The organism is Agrobacterium sp. CMT1 (assembly GCF_037203725.1).
Classification (GTDB): Bacteria; Pseudomonadota; Alphaproteobacteria; order Rhizobiales; family Rhizobiaceae; genus Agrobacterium; species Agrobacterium pusense.
Map to the genome: position 1 here is coordinate 153,069 of NZ_JBBCAR010000008.1, position 18,122 is coordinate 171,190.

The window sequence follows — 18,122 nt, forward strand, 5'->3', positions numbered from 1 at the left end:
CTCCGCGATTGTCACGTGTGGAGACCGAATGATGATGCTGAAACCTTTTGTCCGTCGCGCCCGGTGCGTCTGCGTCTGAGGTCCGGCTCATGCGTGCCGCCCATGCGTTGAACGGTGTCGGTCTCCTGCTTGTTCTCTGGCAGGCAGGCACATGGCTGTTCTCGCCACCCCGTTATATCATGCCGGCGCCGACCGATGTCGCCGCGGCCTTCCTGCGCCAGCCCGGTTTCCTGTTGGGGCAGGCCATGGTTACATTTCTCGAAATGGCCGTTGGACTGACGGCCGGCGTCCTGGTCGGTATTGTCGTGGCTTTCACCATCGCGGCAATCCCCCGTCCCGGTCGCCTCGTCTGGCCGATGGTTCTGGTTTTGCAGGCCTTTCCGGTCTTCGTGCTGGCGCCCATCCTCGTCCTCTGGTTCGGCTTCGGCATGGCCTCGAAAGCGGTGATGACGGCGATCATCATCTTCTTTCCCGTCGCCTCCTCCTTCACCGATGGCCTCAACAGGACGGATCGCGCCATTCTCGATGCCGCCTCGCTGACGCAGGCAAGCCACTGGCAGGTTCTCACCCGGTTGCGCGTGCCACTGGCGCTGCCTTCGCTTATCTCCGGCCTGCGGGTGGCCGCACCCCTCGCACCGCTGGGCGCTGTCATTGGCGAATGGGTTGGCGCATCGGCAGGGCTTGGATTCGTGATGATCCAGTCAAACGCCCGCATGCAGACCGACACGATGTTCGCCGCCATGGCGATACTCGCCATCATGGCGGTGCTGCTGCGACTGGCGGTGGATCGCGCCACCGCCCATCTGGCGCCTTGGGCCAGGGAAACAGAACACACCATTCCTTTCGGGTATTTACGGAGAATTTCAGCATCATGAAGCGAACTCTTCTTTCTTTCGTCATCGCGGCGGCAAGCATATTTGCCCCCGTTCAGTCACACGCGGCCGACAGGCTTACGGTATTGCTGGAATGGTTCGTAAACCCCGACCATGCGCCGATGGTCGTCGCGAAAGAGCGGGGCCTTTTTGCGGATGCGGGGCTCGATGTTGAACTTGTTCCGCCGGCAGATCCTTCCGCCGTTCCGCGCCTCGTTTCGGCAAAACAGGCCGATATCGGCGTGCACTATCAACCCAACCTATATCTCGACCACGATGCCGGCCTGCCGCTCGTCCGTTTCGGCACACTGGTCGAAACGCCGCTAAACACCGTCACCGTGCTGGCTGACGGACCGATCAAAAGCCTGAAGGACCTGAAGGGCAGGAAAGTCGGTTTTTCCGTATCCGGCTTCGAGGATGCCATGCTGAAGCGCATGCTGGAAAAGGACGGTCTGACGAAAGACGATGTGGAACTCATCAACGTCAATTTCTCCCTGTCGCCATCGCTCATCGCAGGCAAGGTGGACGCCACGCTCGGCGGTTTCCGCAATTTCGAACTGACGCAGATGAAGCTCGAGGGCCACGAAGGCCGATCCTTCTTTCCGGAGGAACATGGTGTTCCGGCCTATGACGAACTGATCTTCGTCACCCATCGCGATCTCGCAACAGACAGCCGCCTGCCGCGTTTCCTCTCCGCCGTGGAACAGGCCGCTATTTTCATCACCAATCACCCGCAGGAATCCTGGCAGCTTTTCATCAAGGCCTATCCCAATCTCGATGACGCACTGAACAAGCAGGCTTTCTTCGACACATTGCCGCGTTTTGCCAAGCGCCCTGCCGCACTCGACCGCGCCCGCTATGCGCGTTTTGGCGCCTTCATGCAGGAAATGCAGCTCATCAAGAAGGCGCCGGCGGCGGACGAAATCGCCGTGGAGCTGAAGCAGCCATGACCATCCCTTTCCCCACGACCACGCAGGCCGCCGAAATCCTTGAAAAAGTCAGACAGGCGCGTCCGCGCGTACATTGCCTTATGAATACCGTGGTGCAAAAATTCACCGCCGACGGGATTACCGTTGTCGGCGGCATTCCCTCCATGACCACGTCGCTGGAGGAAATCGAAAGCTTCGTTACCAAGGCGGATGCGCTGACCATCAATCTCGGCACGCTGGATGCGGAACGGCGCAAGGTTATCCTGCTGGCAGTGAAGATCGCCAACGCCTCAGGCAAGCCCTGGATCGTCGACCCCGTGCATTGTGACTATTCTCCATCCCGGCTGGCCTTCGCGCGTGAGCTCATCACTCTCTCTCCCGCGATCGTGCGTGGCAACCGTGCAGAAATGAGACTGATCGGCGAGGTGCCAGATGCAATCAGGATCGAAACCGGGCCGGTCGATCACCTGAGCGACGCGACGCGACGCGTCAGGATCGTAAACGGCCATCCCTGGATGGCTAAGGTAACGGGTACGGGCTGCCTCTCGGGGGGCGTCATCGCTGCTTTCATGGCCGTGGAACGGGATGCTTTGGCAGCGGCGGCGTCCGCCCTTGCCGTCACCGGCGTCTCCGCCGAACTGGCCGCGTCCTGTGCCAGAGGTCCCGGCACGTTCGAACCGGCATTCCTGGACGCGCTTTCGGCGATTACCGGCGAGGATATCATCAATCATGCGAGGATCGAGAATGAACAAGGTTGATTACCGCCTCAACGCGCTTGTGGATGCGAGCCTCGGTGATGTCGCGCCTCTCTCCGAGCTTGCTCTGGCGGCTGCACTTAATGGCGCGACCATCCTGCAATATCGCGACAAGCACGGCTCGACACGGGAGATGATCGAAAACGCCCGCGCCATCCACGAGGCCATCGCCGGCACCGGCGTGCCGCTCGTCATCAATGACCGGGTGGATGTTGCGCTCGCCTCGGGCGCAGATGGAGTGCATCTTGGCGCCGACGATATGGACGCCAGAACCGCTCGGCGCATTCTTGGCGAAAAGGCGATCATCGGCCTCACGGTCAAGAACCGCGCCGACGCCGAGCGGGCAGCCTCCATGCCCGCCGATTACGCCTGCATCGGCGGCGTGTTCGACACGGTTTCAAAGGTCAACCCGGACAAGCCTGTGGGTATCGATGGATTTTCGACACTCCGCGGCCTGCTGAGGGAATGGCGGCCGGACATGCCGGTGGGCGCCATCGCCGGCATCGATCTCTCCCGCGTCCCCTCTGTCATTGCCGCCGGTGCGGATGGAGTCGCGGTGATCTCCGCCATCTTCCGCGCGGCAGATATTGCCGGCGCGACCAAGGAGTTCCGTTCCGCAATCGATGCCACTCTGAAAGCGAGACAGCCATGACATCAATTGCGTTGACCATTGCCGGATCCGACAGCGGCGGCGGTGCGGGCATACAGGCCGACCTCAAGACATTCTCCGCGCTTGGCGCCTATGGCGCCAGCGTCATCACCGCCATCACCGCACAGAACACCAGAGGCGTAACTGCGGTCGAGGATATTTCGGTGGCCACCATCATCGCGCAGATGGATGCGGTGTTTTCCGATCTCACCGTCAATGCGGTGAAGATCGGCATGGTTTCCCGTATCGAAACCATTGCAGCCATAGCGGAACGGCTCCGGCGGCAATCGCAGCCCGTGGTGCTGGATCCAGTCATGGTGGCGACGTCAGGCGACCGTTTGCTGCAAGAGGACGCCATCGAGACATTGCGGCGCGAGCTTCTGCCAATCGCGACCGTCGTTACGCCGAACCTGCCGGAAGCGGCGCTTTTAACCGGCACGCCGATAGCGGAGACGGAAACGGACATCAATCATCAGGCCGCGGCGATCCTGAAAGCGGGCGCAAAAGCGGTGCTCATCAAGGGCGGACATGGTGCGGGGCCTGAGAGCACGGATTATCTGTTTGCAGATGGCACCATGCAGGCGCTTTCCGCTGCACGCGTAGAGACGAAGAACGATCACGGCACCGGCTGCACGCTGGCGGCGGCGATCACGGCGCATCTTGCGAGGGGAAGCGAGTTGCTGGAGGCCGTGGAGCTGGCGAAAGATTATTTGAATGGGGCGCTTGATGCTGGGCGGAGCCTTGCCGTTGGACATGGGCGGGGGCCGGTGCATCATTTTTATCGGTGGTGGGGGTGAAGCCCCACACTCGATGCTACCTCGCCTTCGGCGTCGCCAGCACATTCCGGATCGCGAAACTCGAATGAATGCGCGAGACCCCCGGCAGCTTCGAGAGTATCTCCTTGTGGATGCGCTCGAAATCCCCCGCACTTTCTGCCTCGCAACGCAGGAAATAATCCGAACCGCCAGTCATGAGATAACATTCGCGGATTTCCGGATATCGCCGCACCGCATTTTCGAAACGGTTGAGAAAATCCTCCGTCTGCCGGTCGAGCGTGATCTGCACGATAACCGAAATGACCTCACCGCCGGCCAGGCCGCTGGTAAGCGCCGTGTAACCGCGGATGATCCCTTCCCGTTCGAGAATATCGACGCGACGCAAGCACGCGGATGGCGAAAGCCCGACCTCTGCAGCAAGCTTTGCGTTGCTGATGCGGGCGTTGAGCCGAAGCAGCCGTATGATATGGCGGTCGGTCGCATCAAGTGACGACATAGAAAATTCCAATCAGCAAAAGAAAATTGCGCGCTTGCCAATTATATCGCATTTCCTTCGAATAATTGCCAAGAAATTCGATAATCGTTGCAATACTCTCATAAGATAAAAATGAGGGTGAACGACCATGGACATGCAGATCAGCCGCCAGCAGGCAGCGGGTGGTGCAAGCGGCCATCTGACCATCGATCTCGGCGCATTGCGCGACAATTATCTGGCACTTGCGGCGATGGCGCCCGCATCCCAGACGGCGGCGGTCGTCAAGGCCGATGCATATGGCCTCGGTGCGGATATGGTCTCGCAAACCCTGTTCGATGCGGGGTGTCGTCATTTCTTCGTCGCTCATATTGACGAGGCGCTGGCGCTTCGGCTGCGTCTTCCCGCCCAGGCGCGGATCTTCGTCCTCAACGGCCTTCAACCCGGCAATGAGACCTCCTGCGCCGCCATGGCGATCACACCGGTTCTCAATTCGCTGGAGCAGATCGCCCAATGGGCGGTCCATGCCAAGACGCTCGGCAGGAAACTTGCAGCCGCCGTGCAGATCGATACCGGCATGTGCCGCCTCGGCCTTTCCCCCGAAGAGCTGGAAACCCTCACCTCCCAGCCGCAACTGTTCGATGGTATCGACATCGCCTTCGTCATGAGCCACCTCGCCTGCGCCGACGAACCGGGCCATGCATGCAATGCGGCGCAGCTGTCGGCGATGCGGCAGGCCACGATTGCGTTTCCTGATGTCCCGGTCTGTTTTTCCAACTCCGGAGGTATTTTTCTGGGTCGTGAGTACCACAACCACCTGCTGCGCCCCGGCATCGCGCTTTACGGCGGCGCACCCTCTGTCGACCGCCCGAACCCGATGAAGCCGGTCGTTCGCCTCGATCTCGCCGTGATCCAGACCCGCACCGTTTCCGCCGGTTCGCTGGTTGGTTACGGCGGTTCCTTCGAAGCGTCCGGCTCTACGCGTCTTGCGACGATCGCCGCCGGTTATGCAGACGGCCTGCCGCGCTCGCTCGGCAATCGCGGCGCGGCATGGCATGATGGCGTGCGCCTGCCGATCGCGGGGCGCGTTTCGATGGACAGCATCATTCTGGACATATCCGCCCTGCCCGAGGGAACATTGACCCAAGGCAGTTTCGTGCAGATGATCGGCCCCGAGCAAACGCTTGAAGACATCGCGGACGATGCGGGCACGATCGCCTACGAAATCCTGACCGGCCTCGGCCGTCGTTATCGCCGTACCTATATTCAGCCGGACGAAACCCCGACCTTTGCTTCAACATCAGTCAATCACAAGTGAGACGATCATGAACGTCACTATCCTCGGAGCCGGCGTCGTCGGCGTGACATCCGCCTGGTATCTGGCCAAAGCCGGGCACAAGGTGACGGTGATCGACCGGCAGCCGGCTGCAGCGCTCGAGACCAGCTTTGCCAATGCGGGTGAGGTTTCCCCCGGCTATTCTTCGCCCTGGGCCGCGCCGGGCATTCCGGTCAAGGCCATGAAATGGCTGTTCATGAAACATGCACCGCTGATCATTCGCCCGACGGTCGATCCGGCCGCCTGGCGCTGGATGAGCCAGATGCTGCGCAACTGTACCTCGGCGCGTTATGCCATCAACAAGAGCCGCATGGTGCGCGTCGCGGAATATAGCCGCGACTGCCTGATGGCACTGCGGGAAGAGACAGGCATCCAGTATGACCAGCGCATGCAGGGCACGCTGGAGGTATTCCGCACACAAAAGCAGTTTGACGCCATCGGCAAGGACGTGGACGTGCTGACGGCGGGCGGCGTGCCTTTCGAAATTCTCGACCGAGACGGCTGCGCCGCCGTGGAACCCGGCCTCTCGCCATCGAAGGAAAAGATCGTCGGCGGGCTGCGCCTGCCTGGCGACGAGACCGGTGACTGCTACATGTTCACCACCGAGCTTGCCCGCATGGCGGAAGAAGCGGGCGTTACCTTCTTGTACGACACGGGGATCATGCGCCCCATCGTTGAGGCAGGACGCGTCAAGGCGGTGGAGACCACCCGCGGGCTTGTGGAAGCGGATATTTTTGTCGCCGCGCTTGGCAGCTACTCTCCACAGTTCCTGCGTCAGCTCGGTCTGACCCTGCCGGTCTACCCGGTCAAGGGTTATTCCATCACGGTGCCGATTGTGAAAGAGGAACGGGCGCCCGTCTCCACGGTGATGGATGAAACGTTCAAGGTCGCGATCACCCGGCTCGGTTCGCGCATCCGTGCTGGCGGAATGGCGGAAATCGCCGGCTTCAGCAAGGACTTGCCCGCAGCGCGGCAGGCAACACTCGCCCATTCGGTGGAAGACCTGTTCGGTGGCGCGGGCGATCAGTCGCAGGCGAAATTCTGGTGTGGCCTGCGCCCGATGACGCCGGATGGTACGCCTGTTATCGGCGCTACCCGCTACAGCAACCTTTACCTTAACACCGGCCACGGCACGCTCGGCTGGACCATGTCCTGTGGCTCCGCCCGCGTCCTTGCGGACATGATCAGCGGTGCGACGCCCGAGATCGACACCCACGATCTGGCAATCAGCCGCTACGCGGCATGACCGGCACGCTCCGGTTTCCGCTGATATCGCCCTCGCACGGCGTGTGAGGGCCGATACACCGATATCCTAAAGCGCCAGAGCGTCCCTGAGGGCTAGACCTTCCTTGGTACGGAGGTCGAGATCGGCCTCTATATGATTAAGATGTTGCAGCATCAGCGCCCGGGCCCTTGCCGCATCCTTCGCCTCCAGCGCATCCAGAAGATCGGCATGTTCGTTATGACCGCAGCTCGATACGCCGGAGCGCCCATAGAGCGCGATGACCAGCGATGAGCGCGCAACCAGTTCATCCATGAATTTTTCTAGGATGGCATTGCCGGCAATTGACGCCAGCATCAGGTGAAAATCACCCGAGGCCTTGATTTCGGCCCGCCGTGCGCTCGGCCCGCGTTCCTGCTGATGCCTGCTCTCCTCCAACAGATGCTCCCGCAGCTTCTTTACCGCCGCAGGCGTGATTTTTTCGATTGCCGCGTCAACGACGCCGGGCTCGATCAGCCGGCGGGACGCAAATACCTGCCGCGCCTCGTCGGGCGTCGGATTGGAAACGAAAGCGCCCCGATTGCGCTCGGCCTTCACGAGGCCCTCATAGGCAAGCATCTGCAGCGCCGCGCGCACCACCGTGCGGCTGACATCGAACAACGTTCCCACTTCCGCTTCCGACAATTTCGTTCCCGGCGCCAGCCGGCGATCGACAATGGCGTCGCGCAAAGTGTCTCGAATGGCCTGGGCACGATCCTCATGCGATGAATCGGGAGATACGGTTATATGGGCAAGGCTCATGGGCGCGTCCTGTTTGCTCCCGAGTTTTAGCGCGAAGCGTGGGACGCAGGCAAACGGGAATTGTGGGCGACAGCCGGTCTGCCACAATTCATTCAGCGACCGTTCAGCAGGCGGGCTGTATTTCCTTAACCATCGAATTTGCAACTGGCAGCACCCTGCCACCTGGATGGAAAAACACCATGTCGTCCTTTGCAGCCAAAACCGCTATGGCTATCGCCGTCGCCGCCGCAACCATCGCTCCCTTCAACAGCGCATCCGCCGGCGACTGGGACCGCCACGACCGCCGCGACGCGGCGCTTCTGGGAGGTGTGCTTGGCCTTGCCGCCGGTGTTGCCGTTGGTTCCGCCCTTTCCCGCCCGGCACCGGTGGAGGAGGAACGGGTCTATATCGATCCGGCACCGCGCCGTTATCAGGCCTATGAGCCGAGCTATGTCTATGAAGAGCCGGACTATCGTTACTACCGGCCAGCACCGCAGCCGGTTTATCGCCCGGCGCCGGTCTATCGCGCGCAGCCGGTTTACGACAGCCGTCCCGTCTATAGTCAGCCCCAGACCTATCGCACCATCGAGCCGTGGACCAACGCCTGGTACGATTATTGCTCGCAGCGTTACCGCAGCTTCAATTCCCGCACGGGCACCTACACGGACTATGACGGTCAGCGTCATTTCTGCGTAGCAGGCTGAACGACGGCCGTTGCCGCAATTGCTGCGATTATTGCCAGGCCGCAGACGGAAAAGTCTGCGGCTTTTCAATGGGGGTCGGAGCAGGACAACTTCGCGCCGTCGCCATAAGTCGTCCTCTGCACAGTTTCAGGCCGCGCCGTTCTTCACATAGTCCGCCCGGTTGATACCGTGGCGTTGCAGTTTGTCGTAAAAGGTCTTGCGGGCGATACCGAGCGTGGCGATGGTTTCCGCGACGTCGCCATTGGATTGCTCCAGTGTCTCGCGGATGATGCGCGCCTCGATCTCGTCCATACGCTCCGGCAAGGTGCCGGAAGCCGGGATTTCCGACTGCAGAACAGATGTGGCCGCCAATTCCGTCTCAAGCCCCAGAACTACCCTCTCGGCAAAATGGCCGAGTTCCCGGACATTGCCGGGCCAATCATGATCGTTGAGACGACGGGAAACCCCGGCGCCGATCTGCGGCACCGGCATGTTGAAGCGGTTGGCTGCCTTGGTGACGAAGTGGGAAAACAAGAGTGGAATATCCGCCCTGCGTTCGCGAAGCGGCGGTATCGACAATGTGACGACATTCAGCCGGTAATAAAGGTCCTCACGAAACGCGCCACGTTCGGCCGGATCGCCGAGGTCAACCTTGGCCGCCGCAACCACGCGGATATCGACAGGTCGCTCCTCGTTTGAACCAAGCGGCGAGACCTCGCGCATTTCCAGCACACGCAGCATTTTCACCTGCACGGCAAGCGGCATGCTTTCGATCTCGTCCAGGAACAACGTGCCACCACTTGAATGTTCGATGCGGCCGACACGTTTTTTCTGTGCCCCGGTAAATGCTCCCGGCTCATGGCCGAAAAGCTCGCTCTCGATCACCGTTTCAGGTAGCGCACCACAATTCAGCGCAACGAAATTGCCCTTGGCGCGCTTCTTGCTCCAACGATGAAGGGCCGTTGCCACCACTTCCTTGCCGCTGCCCGTTTCGCCGGCCACCAGCACATCGACATCCGTATCGGCAATATGCCTGAGCGTCGTGCGCAAGCGCTCCATGGCGGGTGTTTGCCCGATCAGCGGCAGGTCGTCCTCCGCCTGCCCGGCTGCCCGGCGAAGCGCGCGATTTTCCAGCACGAGGCGGCGTTTTTCGAGGGCTCTGCGGGCGCTCTCCACCATCCGTTCGGCGGGAAACGGCTTGGCTATGAAGTCATAGGCACCGTTGTGGAGCGCATCGACGGCCATGGGTACATCGCCATGGCCGGTAATGAGGATGACAGGCAGATCCGCATCGATCTTGCGGACATGGTCGAAAAATTCCAGCCCGGTCATGCCGGGCATGCGCACGTCAGTGATAACGACGCCGTCGAAATCGTCACTCAAAGCTGCAAGCGCCTGCTCGGCTCGGGAAAAGGAAGTGACCGGCAGCCCGTCTAGCTCCAGCGTCTGCACCATCGCCTTGCGCAGCTGCGAGTCGTCATCGACCAGAAATATAGTACCATCCGCCGTCATGTCATGCTCGCTTCAGATATACGGAAAAACACGTGCCTGCATCACCACTCGCCACCTCAATGCGCCCGCCATAGTCCGAAGCGATGTCGTTTGAGATGACAAGGCCAAGACCGAGACCGCCTTCCTTGGAGGTATTGAAGGGTGAAAAAAGCTGGGCACGGATGGCTTCCGGAATGCCCCCGCCATTGTCGCCAACCGAGATTACAACCGCGTCGCCTTCTTCGCAAACACGCACCTCCACCCGGGCCGTATCAATCGCTTCAGTCGCTTCCAGCGCGTTTTGCAGAAGATTGATGAGGATTTGCTCCAGCCGGATGCGGCTGCCGAGCACTTTCATATCCTGATCGGGCAAGACAATATCCAGCGCGTCCATCTGACCGGAAAAACGGCTGCGCAGCAGCAGCACCGCACCTTCGATGACGGTTCGAACACTGACAGGTTCAGCGCCGGTTCGGCCCTTGCGCGCGAGTATCTTCAGATCGCTGGTAATCGTGCCGATACGCTCGGTAAGGGCGGCAATGTCCTCAAGATTTTCACTGGCTTCAGCCAGACGTTCACGCTTCAGCAGAGTGCGCGCATTATCGGCAAAGGCGCGGATTGTCGCCACAGGCTGGTTTATCTCATGCGCCACGCCAGCCGCCACCTGCCCAAGAATGGAAAGGCGGTTGGCCTGCACCAGCTCATGCTGGACATTGCGCAACTCCCCGGTGGTCTTTTCGTGCAGGGCGATTTCCGCCTGAAGATGATCGCGCGTCTTCGTCAGATCGCGGGTTCTCTCCTGTACCTTCAGTTCAAGCTCGGCGCGGGCCCTTTGTTCTTCTTCCTTTTCCGTCAGAGCCTTGTGCCTGCGCCACAGCCACAGCGCTGAAAGCGCAATCAGCGGCATGAGCGTCGCCAGCGCCACCGCCCTGCCCTCGCGGATGGCGGCATTCAGAGCGGGTGCGACGGGCTGAAGATAATGCAGGGTCCAGGATGTCGTCGGCACCGGCACTTCCAGGCGAAGATAATCGCCGCGTTCGCGCCCCGGCTCATCAACGTGGATGAGCGGAACACCGTCGCCCAATGATCGAGCCGTTCGGAAAGGCAGCGTCGCCAGCGCCTCATTGCCGAATTGCAGGCTTTCGGAAATGGTGTTTCGTCGCGCCTCGTCGATGGCCGCGACTGTCTTGAAGCGCCACTCCGGCACGCTCGTCATCAACACGACACCGTTTCTGTCGACGACATAGACCGGCTTGCCTCCGATATTCCAGTCCGCTTCCAGCCGGTTGAACTCGACCTTGGCAATCACGACGCCAAGCGGCCGGCCGTCAGCTGCATCGATCCGGCGGGAGATATAGAGACCTGGCCGGCGACTGACATTGCCGAGCGCATAATGTTCGGACATGCCAGTCTTCATCGCCGCCTGAAAATACTCGCGGAAGGCATAGTTGGAACCGACAAAGCTGTCCGCCTGCCGCCAGTTGCTCGACGCGATGGTCAAGCCGGTCGGCCCGGTCACGTAAATGACAGAGGACTGGGTTCCTTCGATAAGCCCTTCAAGCTTTCGATTGAGCCGATCTAGAGCCGAAGCGCCGCCGCCATCGAGAGCGACGGCAAGATCGGGATCGCCGGAAAGAACCAGCGGAATGGCCCGCGGCCGCTCCAGTGCAACATTCAAAAGGGCGATCTTCAGTTCCGCATCGGTCGAGGCCTCGGAACCCGCCGCACGCAGGGCCTGATGGCGGGCAAATTCATCTGCGACAAGCAGCATGCCAAAACCGATAAGCAGCCAAAGCCCCGCGAGCGCCAGCCATTGCGCCCGTCGCTTCGCCTGGGAATGGAGTGAATTCTCTATCTGGTTCATGGGTCAATTGTGCGGATTTACACACAGACCGCAAGAGTTTTTGTCCGAAATTCCGCACAGTTAACTGTCGCGCCTTTTATCCCTCCAAAAAAGAACTTTTTGAATCAGTTGGTTACGGCAAATAATCAAGTCTGGCATGCGTATTGCACATGTCTCCTCAATCGGCGCGAAGCCGTCAACGACACGGCGATCCCGGGAGGCCAATCAAGGCAGGGTGAGGCCGAGGAGGAAAAAACATGATCGATACGACAGCCGTGGCCGCGGGCCACGCCAAATTGCCATTCTACAAGCATCTGTATTTTCAGGTTCTGGTGGCCATCATAGCCGGTATCGCACTCGGCCATTTCTATCCGGCCTTCGGTGAAGAACTGAAGCCGCTCGGCGACGGCTTCATCCGCCTCGTCAAGATGATCATCGCGCCCGTCATCTTCCTCACTGTCGCAACCGGCATTGCCGGCATGAACGACATGAAGAAGGTTGGCCGCGTGGCCGGCAAGGCCATGATCTACTTCCTCGTATTCTCCACCCTTGCGCTTATCGTAGGCCTCATCGTCGCCAACACCGTGCAGCCCGGCGCGGGCATGAACATCGATCCGGCAACGCTCGATGCCAAGGCCGTCGCGACCTACGCCGACAAGGCCCATGAGCAGACCATTACCGGCTTCCTGATGAACATCATCCCGACGACCATCGTCGGCGCATTCGCCAGCGGCGATATCCTGCAGGTGCTGTTCTTCTCGGTGCTCTTCGGTATCGCGCTCGGCGTCGTCGGCGAAAAGGGCAAGCCGGTCACCGATTTCATGCACGCCCTGATGTATCCGATTTTCAAGCTGGTCGCGATCCTGATGAAGGCTGCCCCGATCGGTGCTTTCGGCGCCATGGCCTTCACCATCGGCAAATACGGCATCTCGTCCGTCACCAATCTTGCGATGCTGATCGGCACCTTCTACGTCACGTCCTTCCTGTTCGTGTTCGTGGTCCTCGGCGCCGTCTGCCGCTATAACGGCTTCTCCATCGTCGCGCTGATCCGCTACATCAAGGAAGAACTGCTGCTGGTTCTCGGTACCTCGTCTTCCGAGGCCGCCCTGCCGGGCCTGATGAGCAAGATGGAAAAGGCCGGCTGCAAGCGCTCCGTCGTCGGTCTCGTCATTCCCACCGGTTACTCCTTCAATCTTGACGGCACCAACATCTACATGACGCTGGCAGCCCTCTTCATCGCGCAGGCGACCGGCATTCACCTCTCCTTCGGCGAACAGATTCTGCTGCTGCTCGTCGCCATGCTCTCCTCCAAGGGTGCCGCCGGCATTACCGGTGCAGGCTTCATCACGCTCGCGGCCACGCTCTCCGTCGTGCCTTCGGTTCCGGTCGCCGGCATGGCGCTGATCCTCGGCATCGACCGCTTCATGTCGGAATGCCGCGCGCTCACCAACTTCGTCGGCAATGCGGTCGCCACCATCGTCGTCGCCCGCTGGGAAGGCGAACTGGACCAGGACCAGCTTGCCCGCGTGCTCAGCGGCAAGGAAGAATTCACCGGCATCGCCGATGTGGATCAGCTTCCGGCCTCGGTGCAGCCGGCAGAGTAATACGACCTCCCAAGGTCCTGCCTGCCCGGCCTCGTCCGGACAGGCCTCGCATGAAGGCCGGCGCGTCATCTCGATGTGTCGGCCTTTGTCGTTCAAGCAGGTGTCGGAAAACAGTTTTTATCGGACGGGCGATGCTGTAGGCCAGATCAAACAAGAACCATTGCGATGAATGGAGTGGCCCATATGAGAAACATTTTCCTGGCGTGGCAATTCTGGGCCCTGTTATCGGCGGCATTCGCGGCTCTGACTGCCATTTTCGCCAAGATCGGCATCGAAAACGTCAATTCCGATTTCGCCACTTTCATCCGAACCATCGTTATTCTCGCTGCCGCAGGCCTGATGGTTTATATCACCGGCAACTGGCAGCAGCCTTCCACCATCTCGGGGAAAACCTGGGCCTTTCTCGTGCTCTCCGGTCTGGCAACCGGCGCATCCTGGATATGCTATTTCCGGGCGCTGAAAATTGGCGACGCCGCCCGTGTCGCACCCATCGACAAGCTCAGTGTCGTCTTTGTCGCCATCTTTGCAGTGCTGTTTTTGGGCGAAAGGCTTTCGCTGCCCAACTGGCTCGGCGTCGTGCTGATCGCCTGCGGTGCGGTACTTGTGGCCTACCGGGGATAGGTCGGCCGGATCAACCGGCCGGCACAATTGCCAAAAATTTTCAGCCTCGGGCGGCCGCAACCTTGTCGAGACCGCGCTTCACACCAGCAAACAGCTCATCCAGTTGCTCCGCGGTAATAATCAGCGGCGGACAGAAACAGATGGATTCACCGATTGGCCGGGTTATGACACCCTCCTCCTCAATCGCGGCGGCGAGGGCAAACGTCGTGTCGCCCGGCTTCATGCCTTCCCATGGCTTCACCTCCAGCGCGCCGATGAGGCCGATACCGCGCGAGGAATGAATGAGCGGGTGATCCGCAAGTGCCTTCAGATGATCGAGGAACCGGCCTTCGAGCCGCGCGACATTGCCGACCAGATCGCGTTCCTGAATGATCTTCAGGTTTTCCAGCCCCACAGCCGTTGCGACCGGGTGGCCGGAGGCGGTGTAGCCATGGCCGAACGATCCGATACGGTCGGACTCATCGGCGATAGGCTGGTAGAAATTGTCATTCATGATGATCGCCGAAAGCGGCATGTAGGACGACGAAATCTGCTTTGAGACCACAAGCACGTCCGGCTTGATACCGTAGGTCTCGCAGGCGAACATCTTGCCCGTGCGGCCAAAACCGCAGATGACCTCGTCGACCACAAGCAGGATGTCATATTTCTTCAGGATCGCCTGTACGCCTTCCCAATAGCCCTCCGGCGGCAAAAGAACGCCACCGGCGCCCATTACCGGCTCGCCCCAGAAGGCGGCGATGGTTTCGGGACCTTCGCGAAGGATCAGATCCTCCAACTCCCCGAGGATACGCGCGGTGAAATCCGCCTCACTTTCGCCCTCCTTCCCGAAATGCACATAGGAGGGGCAGGCCGTATGCAGCATGCGGTCCAGCGGCAGATCGAAACTCTCATGGTTGCGCGGCAAGCCGGTGATCGAGGCCGACGCAATGGTCACGCCATGATAACCCTTGATGCGGCCTATGATCTTTTTCTTTTCCTTCTTGCCCAGTGCATTCGAACGATACCAGACCATCTTGGCGACCAGATCGTTGGCTTCCGAGCCGGAGGAGGTGAAATGAACTTTCGACATCGGCACCGGCGAAAGCTCGATCAGCAGTTCGGCGAGATCGACGGACGGGCTATGCGTCTTGTAGGAGAAGGTGTGGTAATAGGGCAGCTTCTGCATCTGCTTTGTCGCCGCTTCCACCAGCCGCTGTTCACCAAAACCGAGCGCCACCGACCACAGTCCCGCCATCGCCTCGATGTATCGCTTGCCACTGCTGTCGGTGACATAGATGCCCTCGCCGCTTTCAATCACCAGACCACCGGTCTTTTCGAATTTGCGCAGATTGACATTGGGATGCATCTGATAGGCGATATCGCGTGCCTCGACGGAATTCGGCAGGATGGTCATCGATAATGGCTCCGTTTCGGTTGATTGACTGAGGCGTCAGACGTGCTGTCCGCCATTGATGTGGATTTCCGCGCCGTTGATGTAGCTGGACTGTTCCGAGCAGAGAAAAAGGATTGTTTGTGCCACCTCCGCCGTGGTGCCGAGCCGCCCGAGCGGAACCTGGGCATCCACCAGCTCGGCCGTACCTGGAGACAGAATGGCAGTATTGATTTCCCCCGGCGCAATCGCGTTGGCTCGAACGCCCCGCGGACCGAATTCATGCGCCAGTTCGCGCGTCAGTGCGGCGAGTGCCGCCTTCGACGTGGCATAAGCAACACCGGCGAAGGGGTGAACCCGCGAACCGACGATGGAGGTGACATTGACGATCGAGCCTCTCGCCGCCTCCAGCTCCGGCAGGAGCGCGCGGGCGAGCAGCGCTGTTGAGACGAGATTGACATTGAGCACCCGCGTCCAGATATCCGCCGTCGTATCCATCACACCGAGGCGGCTTCCGCCTTCGCCCTTCGGCGAAATTCCGGCATTGTTGACAAGCGCCGCAAGCTTTCCTTCAGGCAGGCGTGAACGCACCTCATCTGCCAGATCTTCTACCCGCGACAGGTCTTCCAGATCGGCCTGGATATGGCTCTCGCGTGCGGAGGGCCAACGGCATTCCTCGGAAAAGGGCTGCCGCGAAACGGTCAGGATCCTCCAGCCCTTTTCCTGAAACAGCTTGACGGTGGCATGCCCAATTCCCCGGCTGGCACCGGTCAGAAGCATGTAAGGAACAGCCATAGAGAACTCCTGTGCCATGCGGATCGTTGAGCCGGCCTCGCATTCAACACGCATGTTAGAGCGCTTCGGCCGGGTGACAAGGGCTTTTTTGTCGCGGTGGGCGAAGTAAGGCCGCTCGCGGGCTAATCCCATTTGATGCGGGGGTTTCACCCGAAGGGAATATTTGAAGCGGATCATTTGCCCATAAAATGAAACCTCCCGAATGTGTGATCTGTATTGGGAGGGGGACACATGCGCATCGACATCATTGACACCGACGCCGGCTTCGAGGCGGTTCGGGAAAACTGGGAATCGGTGTTCATGGCCGATCCCCATGCCCGGCATTTTCTCTCCTGGGGCTGGCTGCGCGATTACATGCCGCGCCGCAGGCGCTGGTTCGTTCTGGCTCTGAGGGAACGTTCGGAAGGCTCGCCCTATGTGGCGTTTTTTCCGCTGCGCATCGTCACCGAACCCGACAAGAAAACCGGCCGCTTTCACGACAGCATCGTCATGGCCGGCAATGCTGCCGCGGATTATACTGGTTTCATCACCCTGCCGGACTATGAAGATCACGCCGTCGCCGGTTTCTGCGCCTATATAAGACAACAGAACTGGACCGAGCTGAAACTCGATTATCTTTCAGGCCCGCCGGAACGGCGCGATGCCATGATCAGGGCGCTTCAGGGCCCGCTCGTCATGTTCCGCGACAATATGCCGACCAACCCCTACAACATCAACAATTGCATCTGCCCGGTGGTGACCCTGCCGGACACGTTTGACGGGTATCTTGAAAGCCACATGAGCAGCCAGACCCGGCAAAAGCTCAGGCGTTTCATGAGAAAGGTCGAGGGCGGGGACGAATATCGCATCAGCTTCGCGACGAAAGACACCATCAAGCGGGACATGGACATCCTCTTCGATTTCTGGCGCATCCGCTGGGCGCCGCATAAGGGCAGGGAACGCACCGAGCTCCTGATCGGCGCGACCCGCCAGATGCTGATGGATGTCTATATTCGCGGTGATCTAGAGGTACCTGTGCTGTGGTTCGGCGACCAGCCGCTTGGCGCACTCGCCAACATCATCGATCGCCGGAAAAAATCTGTAATGTTCTACATCACCGGCCGCGACGAGAACTGGAAGACGCCTTCCCCCGGTCTCGTGCTGCACGGGCACTGCATCCGGAGGGCAATCGAGCAGGGTTTCAAGACCTACGACTTCCTGCGTGGCAACGAGCCCTATAAATATTTCTTCGGGCCGGAGGAGCAGAAGCTGAGCTGCACGCTGTTTCGCACCCGCTCGGGTGATAATCTCGGCGGCACGCTTCACCCGCGCAGTATCCGATTTGTCTACGAACAGGGACTCAAATTTTACAAGGCGGGCAGGAAGGCTGCCGCAAGCATCGCCTTCAGCCAGGTGCTTGCCGCAGCGCCCGGTCATTCCGGTGCCCAATTCGGGCTGGCCAACCTGTCTCTTGATCGGGGCGAGTTCCGGGAGGCGGAAATCGCCTTCCTGGCGCTTCTCGCCAGCGGCCAGGACCCGGTTCTGCTTTGGCTCCGCATCGGTGAGGCACGGCTGGCGCAACAGCATTATCACGAGGCATCCGAGGCCTTCCGCCAGGTCACCAATCGCGCGCCGTTCCACCGCGAAGCGCTCTACAAATGCGCCGTTGCTCTCATCGCCGCCGAAAGAAAGATGGAAGGTGCCGAAATCCTTGAAAGATTGCAGCATTATCATTCGGACGAGGCCCAACATCTCGAATATGCGGAGAAGGCGCGGGCCGCGCTTGCGCGGCTGGAACTGACGAAAACAAAGATCCCACTCCCTGCCGATGTCATCCCGCTCACCGTCAAACCGAAAACGGCGGGCAAGCGCTGGCACCCGCCAAAGGTTTTGCATTGAAGACAATGATCTGTAAGTTGCGGCAGCAAAACGCCGACCGACCTGCA

Annotated in this window: 17 protein-coding genes; 11 read left to right on the forward strand and 6 right to left on the reverse strand. The window is 60.2% G+C overall.

Annotated elements, in window-relative coordinates; translation table 11 throughout:
- The first annotated feature begins 89 nt into the window (after positions 1-89).
- Genes WA845_RS13885 through thiD form a run of 5 tightly spaced genes read left to right on the forward strand, consistent with a single transcriptional unit; the run spans position 90 to position 4,002 of the window.
- On the forward strand, positions 90-875 hold the full coding sequence (locus tag WA845_RS13885) for an ABC transporter permease (RefSeq protein WP_174151588.1): 786 nt from the start codon (positions 90-92) through the stop codon (positions 873-875).
- Positions 872-1,822 carry an ABC transporter substrate-binding protein gene (locus WA845_RS13890; RefSeq protein WP_174151589.1) on the forward strand — a complete coding sequence of 317 codons (951 nt, stop codon included), beginning with the start codon at positions 872-874 and terminating at the stop codon, positions 1,820-1,822. Before WA845_RS13885 ends, WA845_RS13890 begins: the two co-directional genes overlap by 4 nt.
- The gene (locus tag WA845_RS13895; RefSeq protein WP_006698548.1) at positions 1,819-2,559 is read left to right on the forward strand and encodes a hydroxyethylthiazole kinase; all 741 of its coding nucleotides are present in this window, start codon (positions 1,819-1,821) and stop codon (positions 2,557-2,559) included. Before WA845_RS13890 ends, WA845_RS13895 begins: the two co-directional genes overlap by 4 nt.
- Entirely contained in the window at positions 2,546-3,208 is a 663-nt protein-coding gene (thiE, locus tag WA845_RS13900; protein ID WP_045534519.1) for a thiamine phosphate synthase, read from the forward strand. The genes WA845_RS13895 and thiE overlap by 14 nt, the downstream gene beginning before the upstream one ends.
- Positions 3,205-4,002 (forward strand): bifunctional hydroxymethylpyrimidine kinase/phosphomethylpyrimidine kinase, encoded by a 798-nt coding sequence (gene thiD / locus WA845_RS13905; protein WP_006698550.1) that lies wholly within the window; start codon positions 3,205-3,207, stop codon positions 4,000-4,002. The genes thiE and thiD overlap by 4 nt, the downstream gene beginning before the upstream one ends.
- Positions 4,003-4,018: 16 nt before the next feature.
- Here thiD and WA845_RS13910 read toward each other — a convergent pair whose 3' ends face one another.
- Positions 4,019-4,477, reverse strand: coding sequence for an Lrp/AsnC family transcriptional regulator (locus tag WA845_RS13910; RefSeq protein ID WP_004438693.1), 459 nt, complete (start codon positions 4,475-4,477; stop codon positions 4,019-4,021).
- Between the two features lie 127 nt (positions 4,478-4,604).
- On the opposite strand from WA845_RS13910, the gene alr reads away from it, so the two are divergent.
- Together alr and WA845_RS13920 are read left to right on the forward strand one after the other, a co-directional pair.
- Positions 4,605-5,771, forward strand: coding sequence for an alanine racemase (gene alr / locus WA845_RS13915; RefSeq protein WP_174151590.1), 1,167 nt, complete (start codon positions 4,605-4,607; stop codon positions 5,769-5,771).
- Between the two features lie 7 nt (positions 5,772-5,778).
- The gene (locus WA845_RS13920) at positions 5,779-7,035 is read left to right on the forward strand and encodes a D-amino acid dehydrogenase (RefSeq protein WP_006698552.1); all 1,257 of its coding nucleotides are present in this window, start codon (positions 5,779-5,781) and stop codon (positions 7,033-7,035) included.
- 66 nt (positions 7,036-7,101) lie between these two features.
- Here WA845_RS13920 and WA845_RS13925 read toward each other — a convergent pair whose 3' ends face one another.
- Positions 7,102-7,812: a GntR family transcriptional regulator gene (locus WA845_RS13925; RefSeq protein WP_006698553.1), complete on the reverse strand. Its 711-nt coding sequence runs from the start codon at positions 7,810-7,812 to the stop codon at positions 7,102-7,104.
- A 179-nt stretch (positions 7,813-7,991) separates the two neighbouring features.
- Between WA845_RS13925 and WA845_RS13930 the strand changes: the two genes are divergently transcribed.
- On the forward strand, positions 7,992-8,495 hold the full coding sequence (locus WA845_RS13930) for a BA14K family protein (protein ID WP_022563674.1): 504 nt from the start codon (positions 7,992-7,994) through the stop codon (positions 8,493-8,495).
- Between the two features lie 126 nt (positions 8,496-8,621).
- On the opposite strand, the gene WA845_RS13935 is transcribed toward WA845_RS13930, so the two are convergent.
- Together WA845_RS13935 and WA845_RS13940 are read right to left on the reverse strand one after the other, a co-directional pair.
- The gene (locus WA845_RS13935; protein WP_220359975.1) at positions 8,622-9,986 is read right to left on the reverse strand and encodes a sigma-54-dependent transcriptional regulator; all 1,365 of its coding nucleotides are present in this window, start codon (positions 9,984-9,986) and stop codon (positions 8,622-8,624) included.
- Position 9,987: 1 nt separating this feature from the next.
- Positions 9,988-11,829: a sensor histidine kinase gene (locus WA845_RS13940; RefSeq protein ID WP_045534524.1), complete on the reverse strand. Its 1,842-nt coding sequence runs from the start codon at positions 11,827-11,829 to the stop codon at positions 9,988-9,990.
- A gap of 236 nt (positions 11,830-12,065) precedes the next feature.
- Here WA845_RS13940 and WA845_RS13945 point away from each other — a divergent pair, with 236 nt between their 5' ends.
- A complete protein-coding gene (locus WA845_RS13945) occupies positions 12,066-13,412 on the forward strand; it encodes a dicarboxylate/amino acid:cation symporter (RefSeq protein WP_004438672.1) in 1,347 nt (448 codons plus the stop codon).
- Positions 13,413-13,595: 183 nt separating this feature from the next.
- Positions 13,596-14,033, forward strand: coding sequence for an EamA family transporter (locus WA845_RS13950; protein WP_006698558.1), 438 nt, complete (start codon positions 13,596-13,598; stop codon positions 14,031-14,033).
- Positions 14,034-14,073: 40 nt separating this feature from the next.
- Here WA845_RS13950 and WA845_RS13955 read toward each other — a convergent pair whose 3' ends face one another.
- Entirely contained in the window at positions 14,074-15,426 is a 1,353-nt protein-coding gene (locus WA845_RS13955; protein WP_006698559.1) for an aspartate aminotransferase family protein, read from the reverse strand.
- A gap of 36 nt (positions 15,427-15,462) precedes the next feature.
- Entirely contained in the window at positions 15,463-16,197 is a 735-nt protein-coding gene (locus WA845_RS13960; RefSeq protein ID WP_034498544.1) for an SDR family NAD(P)-dependent oxidoreductase, read from the reverse strand.
- Between the two features lie 231 nt (positions 16,198-16,428).
- Between WA845_RS13960 and WA845_RS13965 the strand changes: the two genes are divergently transcribed.
- Positions 16,429-18,075 (forward strand): GNAT family N-acetyltransferase, encoded by a 1,647-nt coding sequence (locus tag WA845_RS13965; RefSeq protein ID WP_034498218.1) that lies wholly within the window; start codon positions 16,429-16,431, stop codon positions 18,073-18,075.
- The last annotated feature ends 47 nt before the right edge of the window (positions 18,076-18,122 follow it).